Here is an 18,286-nt window from a genome sequence, read left to right as displayed (position 1 = left end):
GCGCTGGCGTCCGCCCTGGCGATGGCCTCGGCCTCGGCCGCGCAACCTGCGTCGCAGACGGCGGCCACGGCCGACAGGCTGACACCCGAGGATTTCGATGCCCAGTGGCAGCAGGCCACCTCCAAGTACGCACCCGAGCGCCAGCGTTTGGTGCAAGAGGCCGAGACCGGCGCCCGCACCGGCCCGTTCCGCCCGGACTGGGCTTCGCTGCGCGGCTACACCACGCCCACCTGGTACCAGGACGCCAAGTTCGGGATCTTCGTCCACTGGGGCGTGTTCTCGGTGCCTGCCTTCGGCAGCGAGTGGTACTCGCGCAACATGTACCTGCAGGGTGACAAGGACTACACGCATCACATCGACACCTACGGACCGCAGGCGCAGTTCGGCTACAAGGACCTGATCCCGCAGTTCAAGGCCGAGCGCTTCGATCCGGATGCCTGGGCAGCGCTGTTCAAGCAGGCCGGCGCGCGCTATGTGGTGCCGGTGGCCGAGCATCACGACGGCTTCGCCCTGTACGACTCGCACCTGTCGGACTGGACGGCGGTCAAGATGGGGCCGCGGCGCGACCTGCTCGGTGAGCTGTCTACCGCGATCCGCGCGCAGGGCCTGCATTTCGGTCTGTCTTCGCACCGGGCCGAGCACGACTGGTTCTTCGATGGGGGCCGCCACTTCGACTCGGACGTCAACGATCCGCGCTATGCGGGCCTGTACGGGCCGGCGCAGCTGCGTCAGCTGGAGGCCGGCAAGGATGATGGCGAGGTGGCCTACGACTGGACGCCGGTGTCGCAGGCCTTCCGCGAGGACTGGCTGGCGCGCACGACCGAGCTGATCGATCGCTATCACCCCGACCTGATCTATTTCGACTGGTGGATCGCGCACCCGACCTTCCGCGCGACGCTGCCGACCATGCTGTCCTACTACTACAACAGCGCGGCTTCGCGCGGCGGCGCGGTGGTGGACTACAAGCTGGGCGCGTTCCCGCCCGGCGCCGGCACGCTGGACATCGAGCGTGGTCAGCTCACCGGCATCCATCCCACGACCTGGCAGACCGATACCTCGATCAGCAACGCCTCGTGGGGCTACATCGAGCACGACACCTACAAGAGCCCGACGTTCCTGATCCACATGCTGGCCGACGTGGTGTCCAAGAACGGCAACCTGCTGCTCAACATCGGGCCGCGCGCCGATGGCACCATTCCCGACCCGGCGCGCGAAATCCTGCTGGCCATCGGGGCGTGGCTGAAGACCAATGGCGAGGCGATCTACGGCAGCCGCCCGTGGCGCGTCTATGGCGAAGGCCCGACCGAGGTGGAAGGCGGTACGTTCAACGACACCAAGACCAAGCCCTACACCGCGCAGGACTTCCGCTTCACCACCCACGACGGCCACCTGTACGCGATCGAGATGGCGTGGCCGGAAGACGGCCGGGCGTTGATCCATTCGCTGAGCGCCGCCGATGGCGTGCGCGCGGTGACCCTGCTGGGCGACCGCCGCAAGATCGCCTTCGAGCAGCGCGCCGATGGGCTGCTGCTGCACCTGCCGGCCAAGCCCGTGGGCGCGCACGCCTATGTGTTCCGCATCGACCTGACCACCCCAACGAGTCCCTCCACGCCCTGATGAAGATCCTCTCCTCGCTCTGGCTCGCGCTGCTGTGCACGCTGGCCGCTCCGTTCGCCTCCGCCGCCACGCCCAGTGCGCTGTTCTACCTGATGGAGACCCAGAAGTCGGTCAACGCCTTCGTCGCCCATGTGGACAAGATCGACATGCTGGTGCCCACCTGGTACGGCGTGGACCAGCGTGGCCTGGTCAACGGCGCGCCCAACGACTACGTGTACGCCATCGCCCGCAAGCATCAGGTGCCGGTGATGCCGATCATCTCGATGACCACCACGCGCGCGGGCTTCCACCAGCTGCTGCACGACGAGGACGCCAAGGCGCGGATGATCGCCTCGATGGTCCAGGCCGGTCGCGACAACGGCTACTACGGGTTCCAGTTCGATTTCGAGAACATCGCCTGGACCGACCGCGATGCCTTCACCCTGATGGCGCGCCAGGCCGCCGATGCCCTGCACAAGGCCGGCATGAAGCTCTCGGTGGCGGTGGTGCCCAACGCACCGGGGCGTTCGGGCCGCGGTCAGTTCTCCAAGTGGATGTGGGAATACTGGCGCGGGGCCTACGACCTGGCCGGGCTGGCCAAGGCCACCGACCTGGTCAGCCTGATGACCTACGACCAGCACACCCGCTGGACCACGCCCGGGCCGGTCGACGGCATGCCATGGATGAAGATGCACCTGGACTACGCGCTCACGCAGATCCCCAAGGAGAAGCTGTCGCTGGGCATCGCCACCTACGGTTACCGCTGGTACACCGGCAACCCGGTGAAGGAAGACGGCACCGAGGCCTCCAACATCATGGGCACCTACATCGACTTCGATGAGTCCATGCCGCTGGCCATCGAGCAGCACGTCGATGTGCAGTGGGACGCGCGCGAGCAGGAGAGCTGGTACTACTTCTACCGCGACGACATGCGCGAGTGGGTCTTCATGCCGGACGCCAAGTCGTTCCAGGCCCGCTATGCGCTGGTCAAGCAATACGACCTGCAAGGCTTCAGCAGCTGGGTGCTGGGCGCCGAGGATCCGAAGGTGTGGGACCTGCTGCCGGTCGTGCATCCGTAAACTGTGTGGTGACGGCGCCTGTGGCCTCTGGTCCCGGGCGCCGCTTTTTTTATTGGAGCTGCCGATGTCGTCCTGCTCGTTCCGTCTGCGTCGCCTGCCACGCTGGTCCGCGCTCGTGCTGGGGCTGGCCCTGGTGGCCTGCGCTCGCGCGCCACAGCCTGGGTCAGGCCCGGCACCCGCGGCGACCGACGCCGCCATCGCGGCACCGCCGTCGCTGATCCCCGCGCCAGTCCAGCTCACGCCCGGTCAGGGTCGTCTGGAGATCGGCGCCGGCACGGTGATCTCCATCCCCGTCGATGACGCCCAGACCCGGCAGAGCGCCGATCAGTTGGCCGCGTTGATCCAGCGTACGCGCGGGCTGGTGCTGTCGGTGCGGGCCGAGAACACGCCGACGCCCGGCAGCCTGCGCCTGCAGCCCGACGCCAACGCCCCGGTCACCCAGGCCGAAGGCTATGCGCTGGACGTCACGTCCAAAGGCCTCACGGTGATCGCGCGCGATGCGGCCGGCGTGTACTACGGGGCGATGACCGCCTGGCAGCTGCTGACCAGCGATGGCGGACACGGCGCGGCGCAGGTGCCGGTGGTGCAGATCCGCGACTGGCCGCGCTTCGCCTGGCGCGGACAGCACCTGGACGTGTCGCGCCACTTCATGGACGTGGACACGATCAAGCACGTCCTGGACGCGATGGCCGAGCACAAGCTCAACGTGTTCCACTGGCACCTGACCGACGACCAGGGCTGGCGCCTGGAGATCAAGCGCTATCCCAAGCTCACCGACGTCGGTGCCTGGCGCACGCCGCCGGGCGCGGGCACCCAGGACGTGCCGGAGCGGGTCGGTGGTTTCTACACCCAGGATCAGGTGCGCGACATCGTGGCCTACGCCGCCACGCGCCACATCACCGTGCTGCCCGAGATCGACATGCCCGGGCACATGCAGGCGGCGGTGGCCGCCTATCCCGACCAGGTCGGGGTGGATGGCGTAAAGACCCAGGTCGGCGTGGACTGGGGCGTCAATCCCTATCTGCTGTCCACCGATGCGCGCAGCATGCAGTTCATCGAGCACGTCCTGGACGAAGTGCTGGCGCTGTTTCCCTCGACCTACATCCACATCGGCGGCGACGAGGCGATCAAGGACCAGTGGGAAGCCTCGCCGTCCATCCGCGCGCAGATGAAGCGCCTGGGCGTCAAGGATGCCCACGCGATGCAGGGCTGGTTCAACGCGCAGCTGGCCGCCTACCTGAGCGCGCACGGCCGGCGCCTGATCGGTTGGGACGAGATCCTGGAAGGCGGCCTGCCGGACAACGCCTCGGTGATGTCCTGGCGCGGGGTCGACGGCGCGGTCGATGCGGCGCGCAAGGGCCACGACGTGGTCCTGGCCCCGGCCGGCTGGATGTATTTCAACTATCCGCAAACCGGACGGGCCGACGAGCCCGCGGGTCAGCGCGACGTGCTGCCGCTGTCCAAGGTCTACGGCTTCGACCCGGTGCCGACCGAGCTCACCGCCGACCAGCGCCATCATGTCCTGGGCGTGCAGGGGGCGCTGTGGACCGAATACGTGACCTCGCCGTGGCATGTGGACCACGCCCTGTTCCCGCGTCTGGACGCAGTGGCCGAGATCGCCTGGTCTCCGACCTCGGCGCGCGGTTGGGAGGGCTTCCTGGCGCGCCTGCCGGCGCAGCTGCAGCGCTATCGCCAGTTGGACATCCAGGCCAGCGACACGGCCTTCGCCGCCGACATCGCCCTGCAGGACGAGGCGGCCGCCGCGCGCGAAGGCCAGCCGGCCAAGGTCGTGCTCGACAACCAGGTGCAGTTCGGCCAGATCCACTACACCACCGATGGCAGCACGCCGACGATGGACTCGCCGCGCTACGACGCGCCGGTGCCGGTCACCCTGCCGGTGACCGTCAACGCGGCGGTGTTCTCCGACACCGGCCTGCCGCTGGCGGCCACGCGCACGCGGCGCTTCGACGATGCCGCGGGCCTGATCGTGGCCAGCCACGCGCTGCTGGCCTGCCCGGAAGGGGCGTTGGGCCTGCGCCTGCCGCTGCTGCCGGACCTGACTGCCGCCGACACCCCGGTGTTCGACGTGGACCTGTTCCACGCCTGCTGGATGACACCCAAGCGGTCGCTTGACCACATCGGCACGCTGCGCGTGGAAGCAGCGCGGCTGGCGCGCAATTTCGGCCTGGCCCACGACCAGTCCAAGGTCGTGCAGTACGCCGGCAAGACCCCGCGCGGCGCGCTGGAGATCTACCAGGACCAGTGCGATGGGCCGCTGCTGGCGCGCATCCCGCTGCCCGATGGCGAGACGCTGGGCGAACAGTTTCCGCTGGAGGCCGCCATGACGCCCCGCAGCGGGACCCACGCCTTGTGCCTGCGCTATACCGCCCCGATCACCGGCCCGCTGTATGCGATTGGCGCGGTCCACCTGATCCCGGCCTCGTCCGCGCCGCCGGCCGGCGCGCACTGAACCCAAGGAGTCCCTTGCTCATGTCGATCCGCCTTCCGTCCCTGCTGCCACGCGTGATGCTGGGCTTCGGCCTGCTGGCCGGGCTGGGCCCGGCCCAGGCAGCCGCGCCGACCACGCGCATGCTCGATGCCGGCTGGCAGCTGCGCCTGGCCCCCGGACAGGCCCAGGCCAAGGACCACCCGCAGGCGGCGCAATGGGTCAAGGCGCAGGTGCCTGGCGTGGTCCAGACCGATCTGATGGCCGCCGGCCTGATGCCGGACCCGTTCAAGGGCGACAACGAGGCCAGGGTGCAGTGGGTGGGCCTGAGTGACTGGCAGTACCACACCCAGTTCGACGTCGATGCCGATACCCTGGCGCGCCAGCATGTGGAACTGGTGTTCGAAGGCCTGGACACGCTGGCCCAGGTCACGCTCAACGGGCGCAAGGTGCTCGACGCCGACAACATGTTCCGGCGCTGGACGGTGGATGCCAAGCCGCTGCTCAAGCGCGGCGCCAACACCCTGGAGATCACCTTCCGCTCGCCGATCGAAGCCCTGCGCCCATGGCTGGCCAAGCAGCCCTACACCCTGCCGGGCACGTATGACTCGGCCTTCGGCGACGAGCCGGCCGGACGCAACAGTTCCATCTATCTGCGCAAGGCGCCGTACCACTTCAGCTGGGACTGGGGCCCGCGTCTGGTCACCGCCGGCCCATGGAAGCCGGTGGCGCTGCAGGCCTGGGACGAGGCACGCGTGGATGACCTGCACGTGGACCAGCGGCGCGTGGATGCCGAGGCGGCCCAGCTGGAGGCCCAGCTCACCGTGCAGGCCACACGGGGCGGGACGGCCACGGTGGAACTGCAGGTGCTCGATCCCGACGGCAAGCCGGTGACCACCTTCACCCAGCAGCGCGTGCTCGACCCGGGCCGCAACAGGATCGATCTGCCGGTGCGCATCGCCCATCCGCGCCGCTGGTTCCCGGCTGGCTATGGCGCGCAGGATCGCTACACCTTCGTGGCCCGCCTCACCGATGCCGCCGGCGATACCCAGCAGGCGCGCCGCGTGACCGGCCTGCGCAGCGTGGAGCTGCGCCGGGAGAAGGATCAGTGGGGCCGCGGCATGGAGTTCGTGATCAACGGCATCCCGATCTTCGCCAAGGGCGCCAACATGATCCCGCTGGACAGCTTCTCCAGCCGGGTCACTGAGGCCACGATCCGCCGCACCCTGCAGGATGCCCGCGATGCCAACATGAACATGGTGCGCATCTGGGGCGGCGGCATCTACCAGAGCGACCGCTTCTACGAGACGGCCGACGCGCTGGGCATCATGGTCTGGCAGGACTTCATGTTCGGCGGCGGCATCCCGCCCTATGACCGCGCCTTCCGCGAGAACACCCGCCAGGAGGCGATCGATCAGGTCATGCGCCTGCGCGACCATCCCAGCATCGTGCTGTGGTGTGGCAACAACGAGGTCCAGGTCGGCTGGGAGGGCATGGGCGACAGCGCCAAGCTTCAGGCGTCGATCGATCCGGCCGAACGCAGCCGCATCGAGCGCGGCATGGACAACCTGTTCGGCTCGGTCCTGCGCGATGTGGTGACCCGCTATTCCCCGAACGTGCCGTACTGGGCGACCTCGCCCGGCACCGACCTGGACACCGATGCCAACCAGACCGACGACGGCGACATGCATTACTGGCAGGTCTGGGGTGGCCCGGCCTATCCGGTGACCCAGTACATGGACGTCACCCCGCGCTTCATGTCCGAGTATGGCCTGCAGTCCTTCCCGGACATGCGCACCGTGCGTGACTTCGCCGGCGACGGCCCGCTCAGCCTGGAGACGCCGGCCATCAAGGCCCACCAGAAGTGGGACCACGGCCGTGGCAACGCGCGCCAGTTGCTCTACATCCGCCGCGAATTCGGCGAACCCAAGGACTTTGCCAGCCTGGTCTACCTGAGCCAGCTGATGCAGGCCGAAGGCATCCAGATCGCGGCCGAACACCATCGCGCCTCGCGTCCACGCACGATGGGCACGCTGTTCTGGCAGCTCAACGACGTGTGGCCGGTGATTTCCTGGTCCAGCGTGGACTACGAGGGCCGCTGGAAGGCGCTGCAGTACCACGCGCGGCGTTTCTTCGCGCCCGAGCTGGTCGCCGCGCTGCGCAAGGACGGACAGACCCAAGTGGCCCTGGTCTCCGACCGCACCACACCGCTGGCCGCACGCTGGCGCGTACGGGTGATGGACTTCCACGGCAAGCTGCTGTCCACCGACACCCATGCGTTGACGCTGCCGGCGTTGAGCAGCACCCAGCTTGGGCAGTTCGCCGACGCCGATCTGCTCAAGGGCGCCGACCCGAAGACCAGCTTGGCGGTGTTCGAATTGCTGGATGGGGACACGGTGCTGTCGCGGCAGAGCGTGTACTTCGACGCGGCCAAGCACCTGGACCTGCCGATCCCGCAGGTGGCCGCCCAGTGGCAGGCCGAGCAGGGCGGCTATGCGGTCACGCTGACCAGCCCGGTGCTGGCGCGCGAGCTGTGGCTGTCCTTCGGCGACATCGACGCCACGCTCTCGGACAACGCCTTCGACCTGCTGCCCGGTACGCCTGCGACGGTGCACGTGCGCAGCAGCGCATCGCTGGACGCGCTCAGGGCCGGGCTGCAGCTGCGTGACGTGGCCTCGACCCTGCAAGGCGCCCCGGCCGAACCGGCGCAGGCCAAGTGAAGCGCCGGCCCGCCTCGCGTCTGGCCACGCTGGCCACGCTGCTGGCCGTGATACCGGCGGCGCTGGCCGACCAGGCCCAGGACCGCGCCACCGCGCTGGTGGCACGGATGACGCTGGAAGAAAAGGTCGCCCAGAGCATGAGCGCGGCCCCGGCCATCCCGCGGCTGGGCGTGCCGGCCTACGACTGGTGGAGCGAAGGCCTGCATGGCATCGCTCGCAACGGCACGGCCACGGTGTTCCCGCAGGCCATCGGCCTGGCCGCGACCTGGGATGCGTCTTTGCTCAAGGACGTGGGCACGGTCGTCTCCACCGAGGCCCGGGCCAAGTTCAACCTGGCCGGTGGGCCTGGACACGACCACACCCGCTACCAGGGCCTGACCATCTGGTCGCCCAACATCAACATCCTGCGCGACCCGCGCTGGGGCCGGGGCATGGAGACCTACGGCGAGGACCCGACCCTGACCGGGCAGCTGGCGGTCGGCTTCGTCCAGGGCCTGCAGGGCGATGACCTGGAGCATCCACGCGCCATCGCCACGCCCAAGCACATGATCGCCCACAGCGGGCCGGAGCCAGGCCGGCACGGGTTCGATGCCGACCCCTCGCCGCGCGACATCGAGGCGACCTACACCCCCGCCTTCCGCGCCGCGCTGGTGCAGGGCCAGGCCCAGTCGGTGATGTGCGCCTACAACGCGCTGCACGGCACGCCGGTGTGCGCGGCCGACTGGCTGCTCAATGGCAAGGCACGGCGCGACTGGGGGTTCACCGGCTTCGTGGTGTCCGACTGCGACGCCATCGATGACATGACCCACTTCCACCATTTCGCCCTGGACAACGCCGGTTCCGCGGCCGCCGCGCTCAAGGCCGGGCATGACCTGAATTGCGGCTATGCCAACGCCAGCCTGACCCAGGCCATTGCCCGTGGCGAGGTGGACCAGACCACGCTGGACCGTGCCCTGGTGCGGTTGTTCACCGCCCGCTACCGGCTGGGCGAACTGGATCCGCAGCGCCCGGACCCCTATGCCCACCTGGGCGCGGCCGACATCGACAGCCCGGCCCACCAGGCCCTGGCGTTGAAGGCCGCGCAGGAATCGCTGGTGCTGCTCAAGAACGACGCCGGCGTGCTGCCGCTCAAGCCGGGGACGCGGCTGGCGGTGATCGGCCCGGACGCCGATGCGCTGACCGCGCTGGAAGCCAACTACCAGGGCACTTCGGCCAATCCGGTCACCCCGCTGCTGGGCCTGCGCGCGCGTTTCGGCGCCGACCGGGTGCATTACGCGCAGGGCGCGGCGCTGGCCGCGCAGGTGCCCGGCACCATTCCCGAGACCGCGCTGCGCAGCGATGGCCAGCCCGGTTTGAAGGGCGAGTACTTCGACAACCTGGACTTTGCCGGCACGCCCAAGGTGGTGCGCCAGGACCGGGTGGTGATGTTCAACTGGGACCACGTGGCGCCGGCGCCGGGTGTGGACCCGGACCGGTACGCGGTGCGCTGGACCGGGCAGCTGCTGCCGCCGGCCGCGGGTGACTACACCCTGGCCGTGCGCGTGGCGCGCTGCTTCGACTGCAGTGGCCACGACCCGGTGCGTCTGTACGTGGACGGCAAGCGCGTGATCGCCGGCAACGCCGAGGACAAGCGCGTGGCCGCAGGGGTGCACAACGCCGACGGCCGCAACGTGCAGGTCACGCTGCACTTCGACGATACCCGCCCGCACGACCTGCGCCTGGAGATCGAGCACCGCGGCCAGGACCAGGGGCTGCGCCTGGAGTGGCTGGCGCCTGCCGACGCCCAGCTGGCCCAGGCCGATGCGGCCATCGCCCAGTCCGACGCGGTGGTGGCCTTCGTCGGCCTCTCGCCCGATCTGGAGGGTGAGGAGCTGCAGGTGGACGTGCCCGGATTCGATGGTGGCGACCGCACCCACCTTGGCCTGCCAGCCAGCCAGGAGGCGTTGCTGGCCCGCGCCAAGGCCAGCGGCAAGCCGTTGGTCGTGGTGCTGATGAGCGGCGGCGCAGTGGCTTTGAACTGGGCCAAGGCGAATGCCGACGCCATCATCGCCGCGTGGTACCCGGGCCAGTCCGGTGGCACCGCGGTGGCCCAGGCGCTGGCCGGCGACATCAGTCCCGGCGGGCGCCTGCCGGTGACCTTCTACCATTCCACCCGCGAGCTGCCGCCGTACATCAGCTACGACATGCAGGGCCGCACCTATCGCTATTTCAGCGGCACGCCGCTGTATCCGTTCGGCTACGGGCTGAGCTATACGCGCTTCACCTATGGCGCGCCGCAGCTGTCGACCACCACGCTGCGCGCCGGGCAGTCGCTGCGGGTGACCGCCACCGTGCGCAACGCCGGCGCGCGGGCCGGCGACGAGGTGGCCCAGGTCTATCTGGTTCCACCGCAGGCAGACGGCGCGCCCCTGCGCAGCCTGGTGGGATTCCAGCGCGTGCATCTCAAGCCGGGTGCGTCGCGCACCTTGACCTTCGAGCTGGATGCGCGTGCGCTCAGCAGCGTGGCCGCCAATGGCGACCGCGCGGTCCAGCCCGGCGACTACCGCGTGTTCGTCGGTGGTGGTCAACCCGGCACCGGCGCGCCTGGCGGGGATGTCGCCTTCTCGATCACCGGCAGCGCCGCGCTGCCCAAGTAAGCCCGTGTCCTGGCGCGGCATGGCCCGCGCCGTCCCGCTCCAGGAGAGCCCCATGACTACCCGTCGCGACATCCTGCAACTGCTCGGCGCCAGCGCCGGGGCCGGCCTGATGGCCGCGGCCCTGCCAGGCTGGGCCGCCGCTCCGGTCACCGCCGCGGGCTTGACCAGCCAGCGCCCGGCGCCGGGCAAGCGCCGCTTCACCTCCGAGGCGGTCGAGCGTCAGCTGCGCACGGTCAAGGCCGGCATCGCCGATCCCAAGCTGGCCTGGCTGTTCGAGAACTGCTACCCCAACACGCTGGATACCACGGTGGAGATCGGCACCCTCAACGGCAAGCCGGACACCTTCGTCATCACCGGTGACATCGACGCGATGTGGTTGCGCGATTCCTCCGCCCAGGTGCATCCCTACATTCCCCTCGCGCGCGGCGACAAGGCGCTGCGGCGCATGTTCCATGGCCTGATCCAGCGCCAGGCCGCGTGCATCCGCATCGATCCCTATGCCAATGCCTTCCTGCCCGACCCACACGGCCAGCGGCTGAAGTGGGCGGTCAGCGACGACACCGAGATGAAGCCCGGCGTGGGCGAGCGCAAATGGGAGGTCGACTCGCTGTGCTATCCGATCCGCCTGGCACACGCTTACTGGCAGGCGACCGGCGACACCGCGCCGTTCGATGACGACTGGCGCGCGGCGATGGCCTTGGTGGTGCGGACCTTCCGTGAGCAGCAGCGCAAGGACGGTCCGGGGCCGTATCGCTTCCAGCGACCCTCGCCGATCCCGACCGAGAGCCAGTTCCTGGACGGCTACGGCAATCCGACCCGGCCCAACGGGATGATCCACTCGATGTTCCGCCCGTCCGACGACGCCTGCCTGTATCCGCTGTTCGTGCCGGCCAACCTGTTCGCGGTGACCGTGCTGCGCCAACTGGCGCAGATGAGCGCGGCGATCCACCACGATGCGGACTTCGCCGCGCAGTGCCGCGCCCTGGCCGACGAGGTGGAACAGGCCACGCGCAAGGCCGGCCTGCAGCGCGACGCCGACGGCAGCACGCACTGGGCCTACGAAGTCGACGGCTATGGCAACCAGCTGTTCATGGACGACGCCAACGCGCCGGGCCTGCTGAGCCTTGCCTACCTGGGCTGCGTCGATCGCGACGACCCGGTCTACCAGCGTACCCGCGCGCTGGCCTGGAGCCCGCGCAACCCGTATTTCTTCCAGGGCACGGCGGCGCAGGGCATCGGCGGCCCGCACGAGGGCCTGCGGATGATCTGGCCGATGGCGATCATCCTGTACGCCTTCACCAGCGACGACGACGCGCAGATCCGCCAGTGCCTGCAGTGGCTCAAGACCACCGACAACGGAACTGGCTTCATGCACGAGGCGTTCGACCAGGACGACCCGTCGCACTTCACCCGCGCCTGGTTCGCCTGGGCCAACACGCTGTTCGGCGAACTCGTCGTCCATCTCCACCAGACCCGGCCGCAACTGCTGCGCGCCTGATCCGTGGGCGGCGATGGCTTCCCCCGTGCTTGCCATCGCCACCATGGCGGCTCCCACACCAACACCGCTCCACGAGGACTTCTTCGCAATGGCCACACGACGCACGTTCCTGCAGGGCGCCATCGCCCTGGCCCTGCTCAGCGGTACCGGACTGGCCGGCCGCGCCTTCGCCCGCGCCGGCAACTACGCGCTGCCTGCCGATCGCCGCGTGGAGCCTGACCTGACCCGCCACGTGGACGTCTTCATCGGCACCGGTGGGCACGGGCACGTGTTCCCCGGCGCGACGCTGCCCTTCGGCATGGTCCAGCTCAGTCCGGACACCTACAACGCGGTGTGGGATTCGTGTGGCGGCTACCACACCGACAACCACTCGATCATGGGCTTCTCGCACACCCACCTGTCGGGCACCGGCATCGGCGACATGCTGGATTTCCTGGTGATGCCGTCCACCGGGCCCGTGCAGTTGAAACCGGGGGAACTGGACGACCCCGACAGCGGCTACCGCCAGCGCTACGACCACGACGACGAGGCCGCTTCGCCCGGCTATTACCGGGTGCGCCTGCAGGACGACAATATCCACGCAGAGCTGACCGCGACACAGCGCGCCGGCCTGCATCGCTACCACTTCCCCAAGGGCGCGGCCGGTCACCTGTTGCTGGATCTGTTCCACGGCATGCAGGACCGTCCAGGCGTGCCCACGCGTGTCAGCGATGCCACCCTGCAGGTGGTCGATGCGCAGACCTTGATGGGCGGGCGCCGCGTGCACCAGTGGGCCAGCGGTCGCTACATCTACTTCGCCATGCGCCTGTCGCGCCCCTTCGCCAGCGCCCAGCTCTACAGCGATGATGCGCCCCTGGCCGACGGCACCACGCAGTCGGCGGGCACCTGCCTGAAGGCCGCGCTGCATTACCCCGATGCCGGCGAAGGTCCGCTGCTGGTCAAGGTGGGCGTGTCGGCGGTGAGTGCGGAGAACGCGCTGGCCAACCTGGATGCCGAGCTGCCGGACTTCGACTTCGCCCGCGTGCACGCCGAGGCGGTGCAGGCCTGGGAAGCCGAGCTGGGCCGCATCCGCGTGCAGACCGAGGACGATGCGCACCGGCGCGTGTTCTACACTAGCCTCTACCACACCTGCATCGCGCCCTCGCTCTTCAGCGACGTCGATGGCCGCTACCGCGGCATGGACCAGGAAGTGCACCAGCTGCCGCAGGGTCAGCACAACTACAGCACCTATTCCTTGTGGGATACCTACCGCGCGCTGCATCCGCTGTTCACCCTGGTCCAGTCCGCGCGCGTGCCCGACCTGGTGCAATGCCTGGTGCGTGGCAACGGGCAGTCGCCGGCCGGCGTGGCGATCTGGCCGCTGCAAGGCGTGGAGACCGACTGCATGATCGGCTACCACTCGGCGGTGGTGATCGCCGAGGCGCACGCCAAGGGCTTCACCGGCATCGACTACAAGACCGCGTGGAAGCAGTACCGCAAGCGTGCGATGGACGATGATTTTCATGGCCTGGCGCTGTACCGCGAGCTGGGGTATATCCCCAGCGACAAGGTCGACGAGGCGGTCAGCCGCACCCTGGAGTTCGCCTACGACGACTGGGCCGTGTCGCACCTGGCCGACGCAGCCGGCGCCCATGGCGAGGCACGCAAGCTGCGCGAGCGCTCGCGCAACTACCGCAACCTGTTCAACCGCGAGAGCACCTTCATGCAGCCGCGCCTGTCCGACGGCAGCTGGGCGCAGCCGTTCGATCCGCGCGCGGTCGGCCACAGCAAGCGGTGGCGCGACTTCACCGAGTCCAATGCCTGGCAGGCGACCTTCCTCAACCAGCACGACCTGTACGGCTACATGGAATTGTTCGGCGGGCGCGAGGTGTTTGCCGCCAAGCTGGAGGAACTGTTCACCACCAGCTCCGAGCTACCCCCCGATGCGCCGCCGGACATCGACGGCCTGGTCGGCCAGTACGCGCATGGCAACGAACCCAGCCACCACGTGGCCTATCTGTTCGCCTACGCGGGACAGGCCTACAAGACCCAGGCGATGGTGCGCCGGCTGCTGGTCGAGCAATACCACGATGCGCGCAACGGCCTGTCGGGCAACGAGGACTGCGGGCAGATGAGCGCGTGGTTCGTGCTCAGCGCGCTCGGCCTGTACGCGGTCGATCCGGTCAGTGGCCACTACGTGGTCGGCAGCCCGCTGTTCGATGGGGCCACGGTGGAGGTGGGCCAAGGCAAGACCCTGCGCATCGAAGTCAGCGGCAACAGCGACAAGAACGTCTATGTGCAGTCGCTGGCCTGGAACGGGGCGCCGACCACGCGCAGCTGGCTCAAGCATGCCGACCTGGCCGCGGGCGGCACGCTGTCCTTCGTGATGGGGCCCGAGCCGAACAAGGCCTTCGGCGCCTCGGGCAAAGACCTGCCGCCGTCGTTCGCATGATGGCTGGATGGCGTCACACCGCGCTGGCGCGACTGGCGTTGGCGTTGTTCGGACTGGCGCTGCTGCTGGCGGCATTGGCCGGACCGGCGTTCGGCGCCACGCCGGCGTGGCCGCGCTTGGGCATCGAAGGCGACCATTTCGTACGCGGCGGCCAGCCTTACCAGGTGATTTCCGGGTCGATCCACTTCCAGCGCATCGCGCGCGCGGATTGGGACGACCGCCTGCGCAAGGCGCGCGCGCTGGGGCTCAACACGGTGGAGACCTACGTGTTCTGGAATGCGGTGGAGCCGCAGCCGGGGCGGTTCGACTTCAGCGGCAACAACGATGTGGCCGCCTTCGTGCGCGCCGCCGCCGCGCAGGGACTGAATGTGATCCTGCGTCCCGGGCCGTACGCCTGCGCCGAGTGGGATGCCGGGGGTTATCCGGCGTGGCTGTTCGCCGATCCCACGCTGCAGGTGCGCTCGCGCGATCCGCGCTTCCTCGCCGCCGAGCGGCGCTACCTGCAGGCGCTGGCCGACCAGGTGCGGCCGCTGCTCAACGGTCATGGCGGGCCGATCGTCGCCGTGCAGGTGGAAAACGAATACGGCTCCTACGGCAACGACCACGCCTATATGCGCGACACCCGGAAGATGCTGGTCGAAGCCGGCTTCGACCAGGCGCTGCTGTTCACCGCCGATGGGGCGGACATGCTGGCCAACGGCACGCTGCCCGGCACGCTGGCGACGGTGAACTTCGCCCCTGGGCAGGCGCGCGGCGCGTTCGAGACGCTGGCCAAGGCGCGTCCCGGGCAGCCGCGTATGGCCGGCGAATACTGGGCCGGCTGGTTCGACCACTGGGGCGAGGCGCACGCGCACACCAATGCGCGGCAGCAGGCCGACGAACTGGCCTGGATGCTGGGGCAGGGGATTTCGGTGAATCTGTACATGTTCATCGGCGGCACCAGCTTCGGCTACATGGCCGGGGCCAACTTTCAGGGTGGCCCGGCCGACCATTACGCGCCGGACATCACCAGCTACGACTACGACGCGGTGCTGGACGAGGCGGGCCGGCCGACGCCCAAGTTCGCCTTGTTCCGCGAGGTGATCGCCACGGCCACCGGCCACACGCCGCCGCCCCTGCCGGCGCAGGCGCCGCTGCAGGCACTGCCGACGGTGCGGCTGGAAGAAGCGGCCTCGCTCTGGGACAACCTGCCCGCGCCGCACCACGCCGCCGATCCGCTGCCGATGGAACAGGTCGGCCAGGCTTACGGCGCCATCCTCTACCGCACCCGCGTCACCGGTCCGGTCCACGGCGCGCTGTACCTGGGCGAAGTACGCGATGCGGCGCGGATCTACGTCGATCGCCGCGACGTCGGTGCGGCCGAGCGCCGCCTCAAGCAGGTCGAGGTGGACGTCGACATTCCCGCTGGCGAGCACACCCTGGAGGTCCTGGTGCAGAACACCGGCCGGGTGAACTACGGCCCGCACCTGGCCGATGGCCGCGCCGGACTGGTCGGCCCGGTGTTCCTGGCCGGCGTTCCAGTGAAGGGCTGGGACACCTTCCCGCTGCCGATGGACGACCCGGACGCGGTGCGTGGCTGGACCCGGCAGCCGGTCGCCGGCCCGGCCTTCCACCGCGGCACGCTGCGCATCGCCCATCCCGGCGACACCTATCTGGACACGCGCGCCTTCGGCCAGGGCCAGCTGTGGGCCAACGGCCACAACCTGGGCCGGGTGTGGAAGATCGGCCCGCAGGCGGCGCTGTACTTTCCCGGCGCCTGGCAGCGGACGGGCGACAACACGGTGGTGGTCTTCGACCTGGACACGGCGGCCACGCCACAGCTCGCCGGCGTGGCGCATCCGGTGTGGATCGACCCACCGAAGGCGTCTACGCCCTGAGGTGGCGCCCACCGTTGAATGAGGGATTCAAGTGATTGCAGATAGATTCTTGTGGCCGCGTGCAGCGCTGTGCGCGATGGTGGGGTTGGCCGCCGCGGGCGCGGCAGCGGCCCGCGCTCCGGCGCCCGGCGCCGTCGTGGCGCGCACGCACCTGGTCTGTCCCACGCCGCAGTGCCACGCCTCCACCCTGGTGGAAACCCGCGACGGCGTGCTGCTGGCCGCGTGGTTCGGCGGTGACCACGAAGGCGCGACGGACGTGGGCATCTGGCTGGCGCGCCGTGACACGGGCGGCTGGTCCACGCCCGTGCGCGTGGCCGACGGCGTCGATGCGCACGGCAAGCCGATCGCCGCCTGGAACCCGGTGTTGTTTCAGCCCGACCACGGCCCGCTGCAGCTCTACTACAAGCTCGGCCCCAATCCGCGCCAATGGTGGGGCATGGTCATCACCTCCACCGACGATGGCGCTCATTGGTCCGCACCGCGACGCCTGCCCGAGGGCATCCTTGGCCCGATCAAGGACAAGCCGGTGCAACTGGCCGACGGCCGCATCCTCGCCCCGTCCAGTACCGAGGACGATGGCTGGCGCCTGCACATGGAATGGTCCGACGATGGCGGCGCGCACTGGCAGCGCACCGGTCCGCTCAACAATCCCGTGCGGATCGGCGCGATCCAGCCCGCGTTGCTGGTGCATGCCGACGGCCGCGTGCAGGCGCTGGCACGCACCCAGCAGAACCGCATCGCCAGCCTGTGGTCCTCCGACCATGGCGCACACTGGACCGCGCCGACCCTGCTGGACGTGGACAACCCCAACGCCGGCATCGACGCGGTGCAGCTGGCCGATGGGCGCTCGCTGCTGGTCTACAACCCCACCACCAGCGGCAAGGACTGGTGGGATGGGCGCGGCGTGCTGGCCGTGGCGCTGTCCGACGATGGCCTGCATTGGCACCGCGTGCTCACGCTGGAGAACACGCCCGGCGAGAAGTTCTCCTACCCGGCCGTCATCCAGGCCCACGATGGGAAAGTGCACATCAGCTACACCTGGAAGCGCACCGCGATCGCGCAGGTCGTGCTGGATCCGGCGCAGCTGTCGATGGACCGGGCCGACTGATCGGGCGAGCGGTGCGTGTCGGGCGACCTGTGGTCCGCTGCGAGCGCTTCAGCACCTTGGTGCGAATGCGAGGCATCCGGCCGCACAAGCGGAACGAACATCGCCTCGCGCTGGTCCTGCGGTAAGTCGAAGCCGGCGACATGCACGGTGACGCGGTACGCTTCCATTGCGCAGCTTGCTACGGCGACCAAGTCGGACAAGGCCGCGCAGGACGTGGCTCGCCTATACCAGGTCCGCCAACAGGTCGGTGCGATCGATCGACGCACCTGGCTGGTCGCCCAGCAAACCCTGCGTCCGCGGAGTGGGTACTGGCGCGGGTGTAGCTCGCCCAGTCGGTGGCCGATGTCGCGCGGGCGTCCCAGGCGACCGCGTCGGCAGCACGCTCGAACTTGCTGTTGCTGTTGCTGTTGCTGTTGTTTCTGCTGTTGCAGTTGCTTCACTTGTCTGAGCCGTAAAGCGAGCCGAGCATCGCAGGAAGGCAGGGCCGAAGAGTCGCCCTGTTTGAGCGTAGCGAGTTTGGGCGACGTGCCCTGACTTCCGAGAAGCGCAGGGAACCGCCGCGTAGCGGCGGATCGCGTCCCGGCGAGTAGCGGTTTTGGTGACTTTTGCCGCGACAAAAGTCACTCGCGCGGCAAGCGCGAAAGCCTTGCACTTGGCGCGCCGCAGGCGTGATGCCGTGGATTTTGTTTCGGCGAACTCAAGCCAAAGTCTGAAGCTGAAAACAGGATCAAGAGCTTTCACGCCCTTCGGGCGCGACCTTCTTTTGTGGCGACAAAAGAAGGCAAAACCGCTACTCGCCGGACACTCGCCGCCGCTACGCGGCGGTTCCCTGCGCTTCTCGGAAGTCAGGGCACGTCGCCCAAACTCGCTTCGCTCAGACAGGGCGACTCTTCGG

General features: G+C 69.1%; 9 protein-coding genes. All 9 read left to right on the top strand.

Features of this window, described 5'->3' with window-relative positions; all coding sequences use genetic code 11:
* The first annotated feature begins 21 nt into the window (after positions 1–21).
* Positions 22–1,617 (top strand): alpha-L-fucosidase, encoded by a 1,596-nt coding sequence (locus PJ250_RS05315; protein ID WP_271648541.1) that lies wholly within the window; start codon positions 22–24, stop codon positions 1,615–1,617.
* Positions 1,614–2,675, top strand: a complete 1,062-nt coding sequence (locus PJ250_RS05310; RefSeq protein WP_271648539.1) for a glycosyl hydrolase family 18 protein — start codon at positions 1,614–1,616, stop codon at positions 2,673–2,675. The genes PJ250_RS05315 and PJ250_RS05310 overlap by 4 nt, the downstream gene beginning before the upstream one ends.
* Positions 2,676–2,739: 64 nt before the next feature.
* On the top strand, positions 2,740–5,145 hold the full coding sequence (locus PJ250_RS05305) for a beta-N-acetylhexosaminidase (protein WP_271647509.1): 2,406 nt from the start codon (positions 2,740–2,742) through the stop codon (positions 5,143–5,145).
* Between the two features lie 56 nt (positions 5,146–5,201).
* Positions 5,202–7,841: a beta-mannosidase gene (locus PJ250_RS05300; protein WP_333909518.1), complete on the top strand. Its 2,640-nt coding sequence runs from the start codon at positions 5,202–5,204 to the stop codon at positions 7,839–7,841.
* Between the two features lie 29 nt (positions 7,842–7,870).
* Positions 7,871–10,477, top strand: a complete 2,607-nt coding sequence (locus PJ250_RS05295; protein WP_271648538.1) for a glycoside hydrolase family 3 C-terminal domain-containing protein — start codon at positions 7,871–7,873, stop codon at positions 10,475–10,477.
* A 52-nt stretch (positions 10,478–10,529) separates the two neighbouring features.
* The gene (locus PJ250_RS05290; RefSeq protein WP_271647508.1) at positions 10,530–11,975 is read left to right on the top strand and encodes a glycoside hydrolase family 125 protein; all 1,446 of its coding nucleotides are present in this window, start codon (positions 10,530–10,532) and stop codon (positions 11,973–11,975) included.
* Positions 11,976–12,063: 88 nt separating this feature from the next.
* Complete coding sequence (locus PJ250_RS05285; protein ID WP_271647507.1) at positions 12,064–14,406, top strand: GH92 family glycosyl hydrolase; 2,343 nt, start codon at positions 12,064–12,066, stop codon at positions 14,404–14,406.
* Positions 14,406–16,283 (top strand): glycoside hydrolase family 35 protein, encoded by a 1,878-nt coding sequence (locus PJ250_RS05280; RefSeq protein ID WP_271647506.1) that lies wholly within the window; start codon positions 14,406–14,408, stop codon positions 16,281–16,283. The genes PJ250_RS05285 and PJ250_RS05280 overlap by 1 nt, the downstream gene beginning before the upstream one ends.
* A 76-nt stretch (positions 16,284–16,359) precedes the next feature.
* Complete coding sequence (locus PJ250_RS05275; RefSeq protein ID WP_271648537.1) at positions 16,360–17,391, top strand: sialidase family protein; 1,032 nt, start codon at positions 16,360–16,362, stop codon at positions 17,389–17,391.
* The last annotated feature ends 895 nt before the right edge of the window (positions 17,392–18,286 follow it).

Source organism: Pseudoxanthomonas sp. JBR18, from assembly GCF_028198165.1.
In the GTDB taxonomy this organism is placed as follows: domain Bacteria; phylum Pseudomonadota; class Gammaproteobacteria; order Xanthomonadales; family Xanthomonadaceae; genus Pseudoxanthomonas_A.
Note: the sequence above shows the minus strand (reverse complement) of the source record. Positions and strands in the feature narration are given on the sequence as shown.

What these genes read in the sequence shown, in the direction of transcription:
- PJ250_RS05315 (WP_271648541.1), top strand. Translation starts at nt 22, where the DNA reads ATGGCCTCGGCCTCGGCCGCGCAACCTGCGTCGCAGACGGCGGCCACG.
- PJ250_RS05305 (WP_271647509.1), top strand. Translation starts at nt 2,740, where the DNA reads ATGTCGTCCTGCTCGTTCCGTCTGCGTCGCCTGCCACGCTGGTCCGCG.
- PJ250_RS05300 (WP_333909518.1), top strand. Translation starts at nt 5,202, where the DNA reads ATGCTGGGCTTCGGCCTGCTGGCCGGGCTGGGCCCGGCCCAGGCAGCC.
- PJ250_RS05290 (WP_271647508.1), top strand. Translation starts at nt 10,530, where the DNA reads ATGACTACCCGTCGCGACATCCTGCAACTGCTCGGCGCCAGCGCCGGG.
- PJ250_RS05285 (WP_271647507.1), top strand. Translation starts at nt 12,064, where the DNA reads ATGGCCACACGACGCACGTTCCTGCAGGGCGCCATCGCCCTGGCCCTG.
- PJ250_RS05280 (WP_271647506.1), top strand. Translation starts at nt 14,406, where the DNA reads ATGGCTGGATGGCGTCACACCGCGCTGGCGCGACTGGCGTTGGCGTTG.
- PJ250_RS05275 (WP_271648537.1), top strand. Translation starts at nt 16,360, where the DNA reads ATGGTGGGGTTGGCCGCCGCGGGCGCGGCAGCGGCCCGCGCTCCGGCG.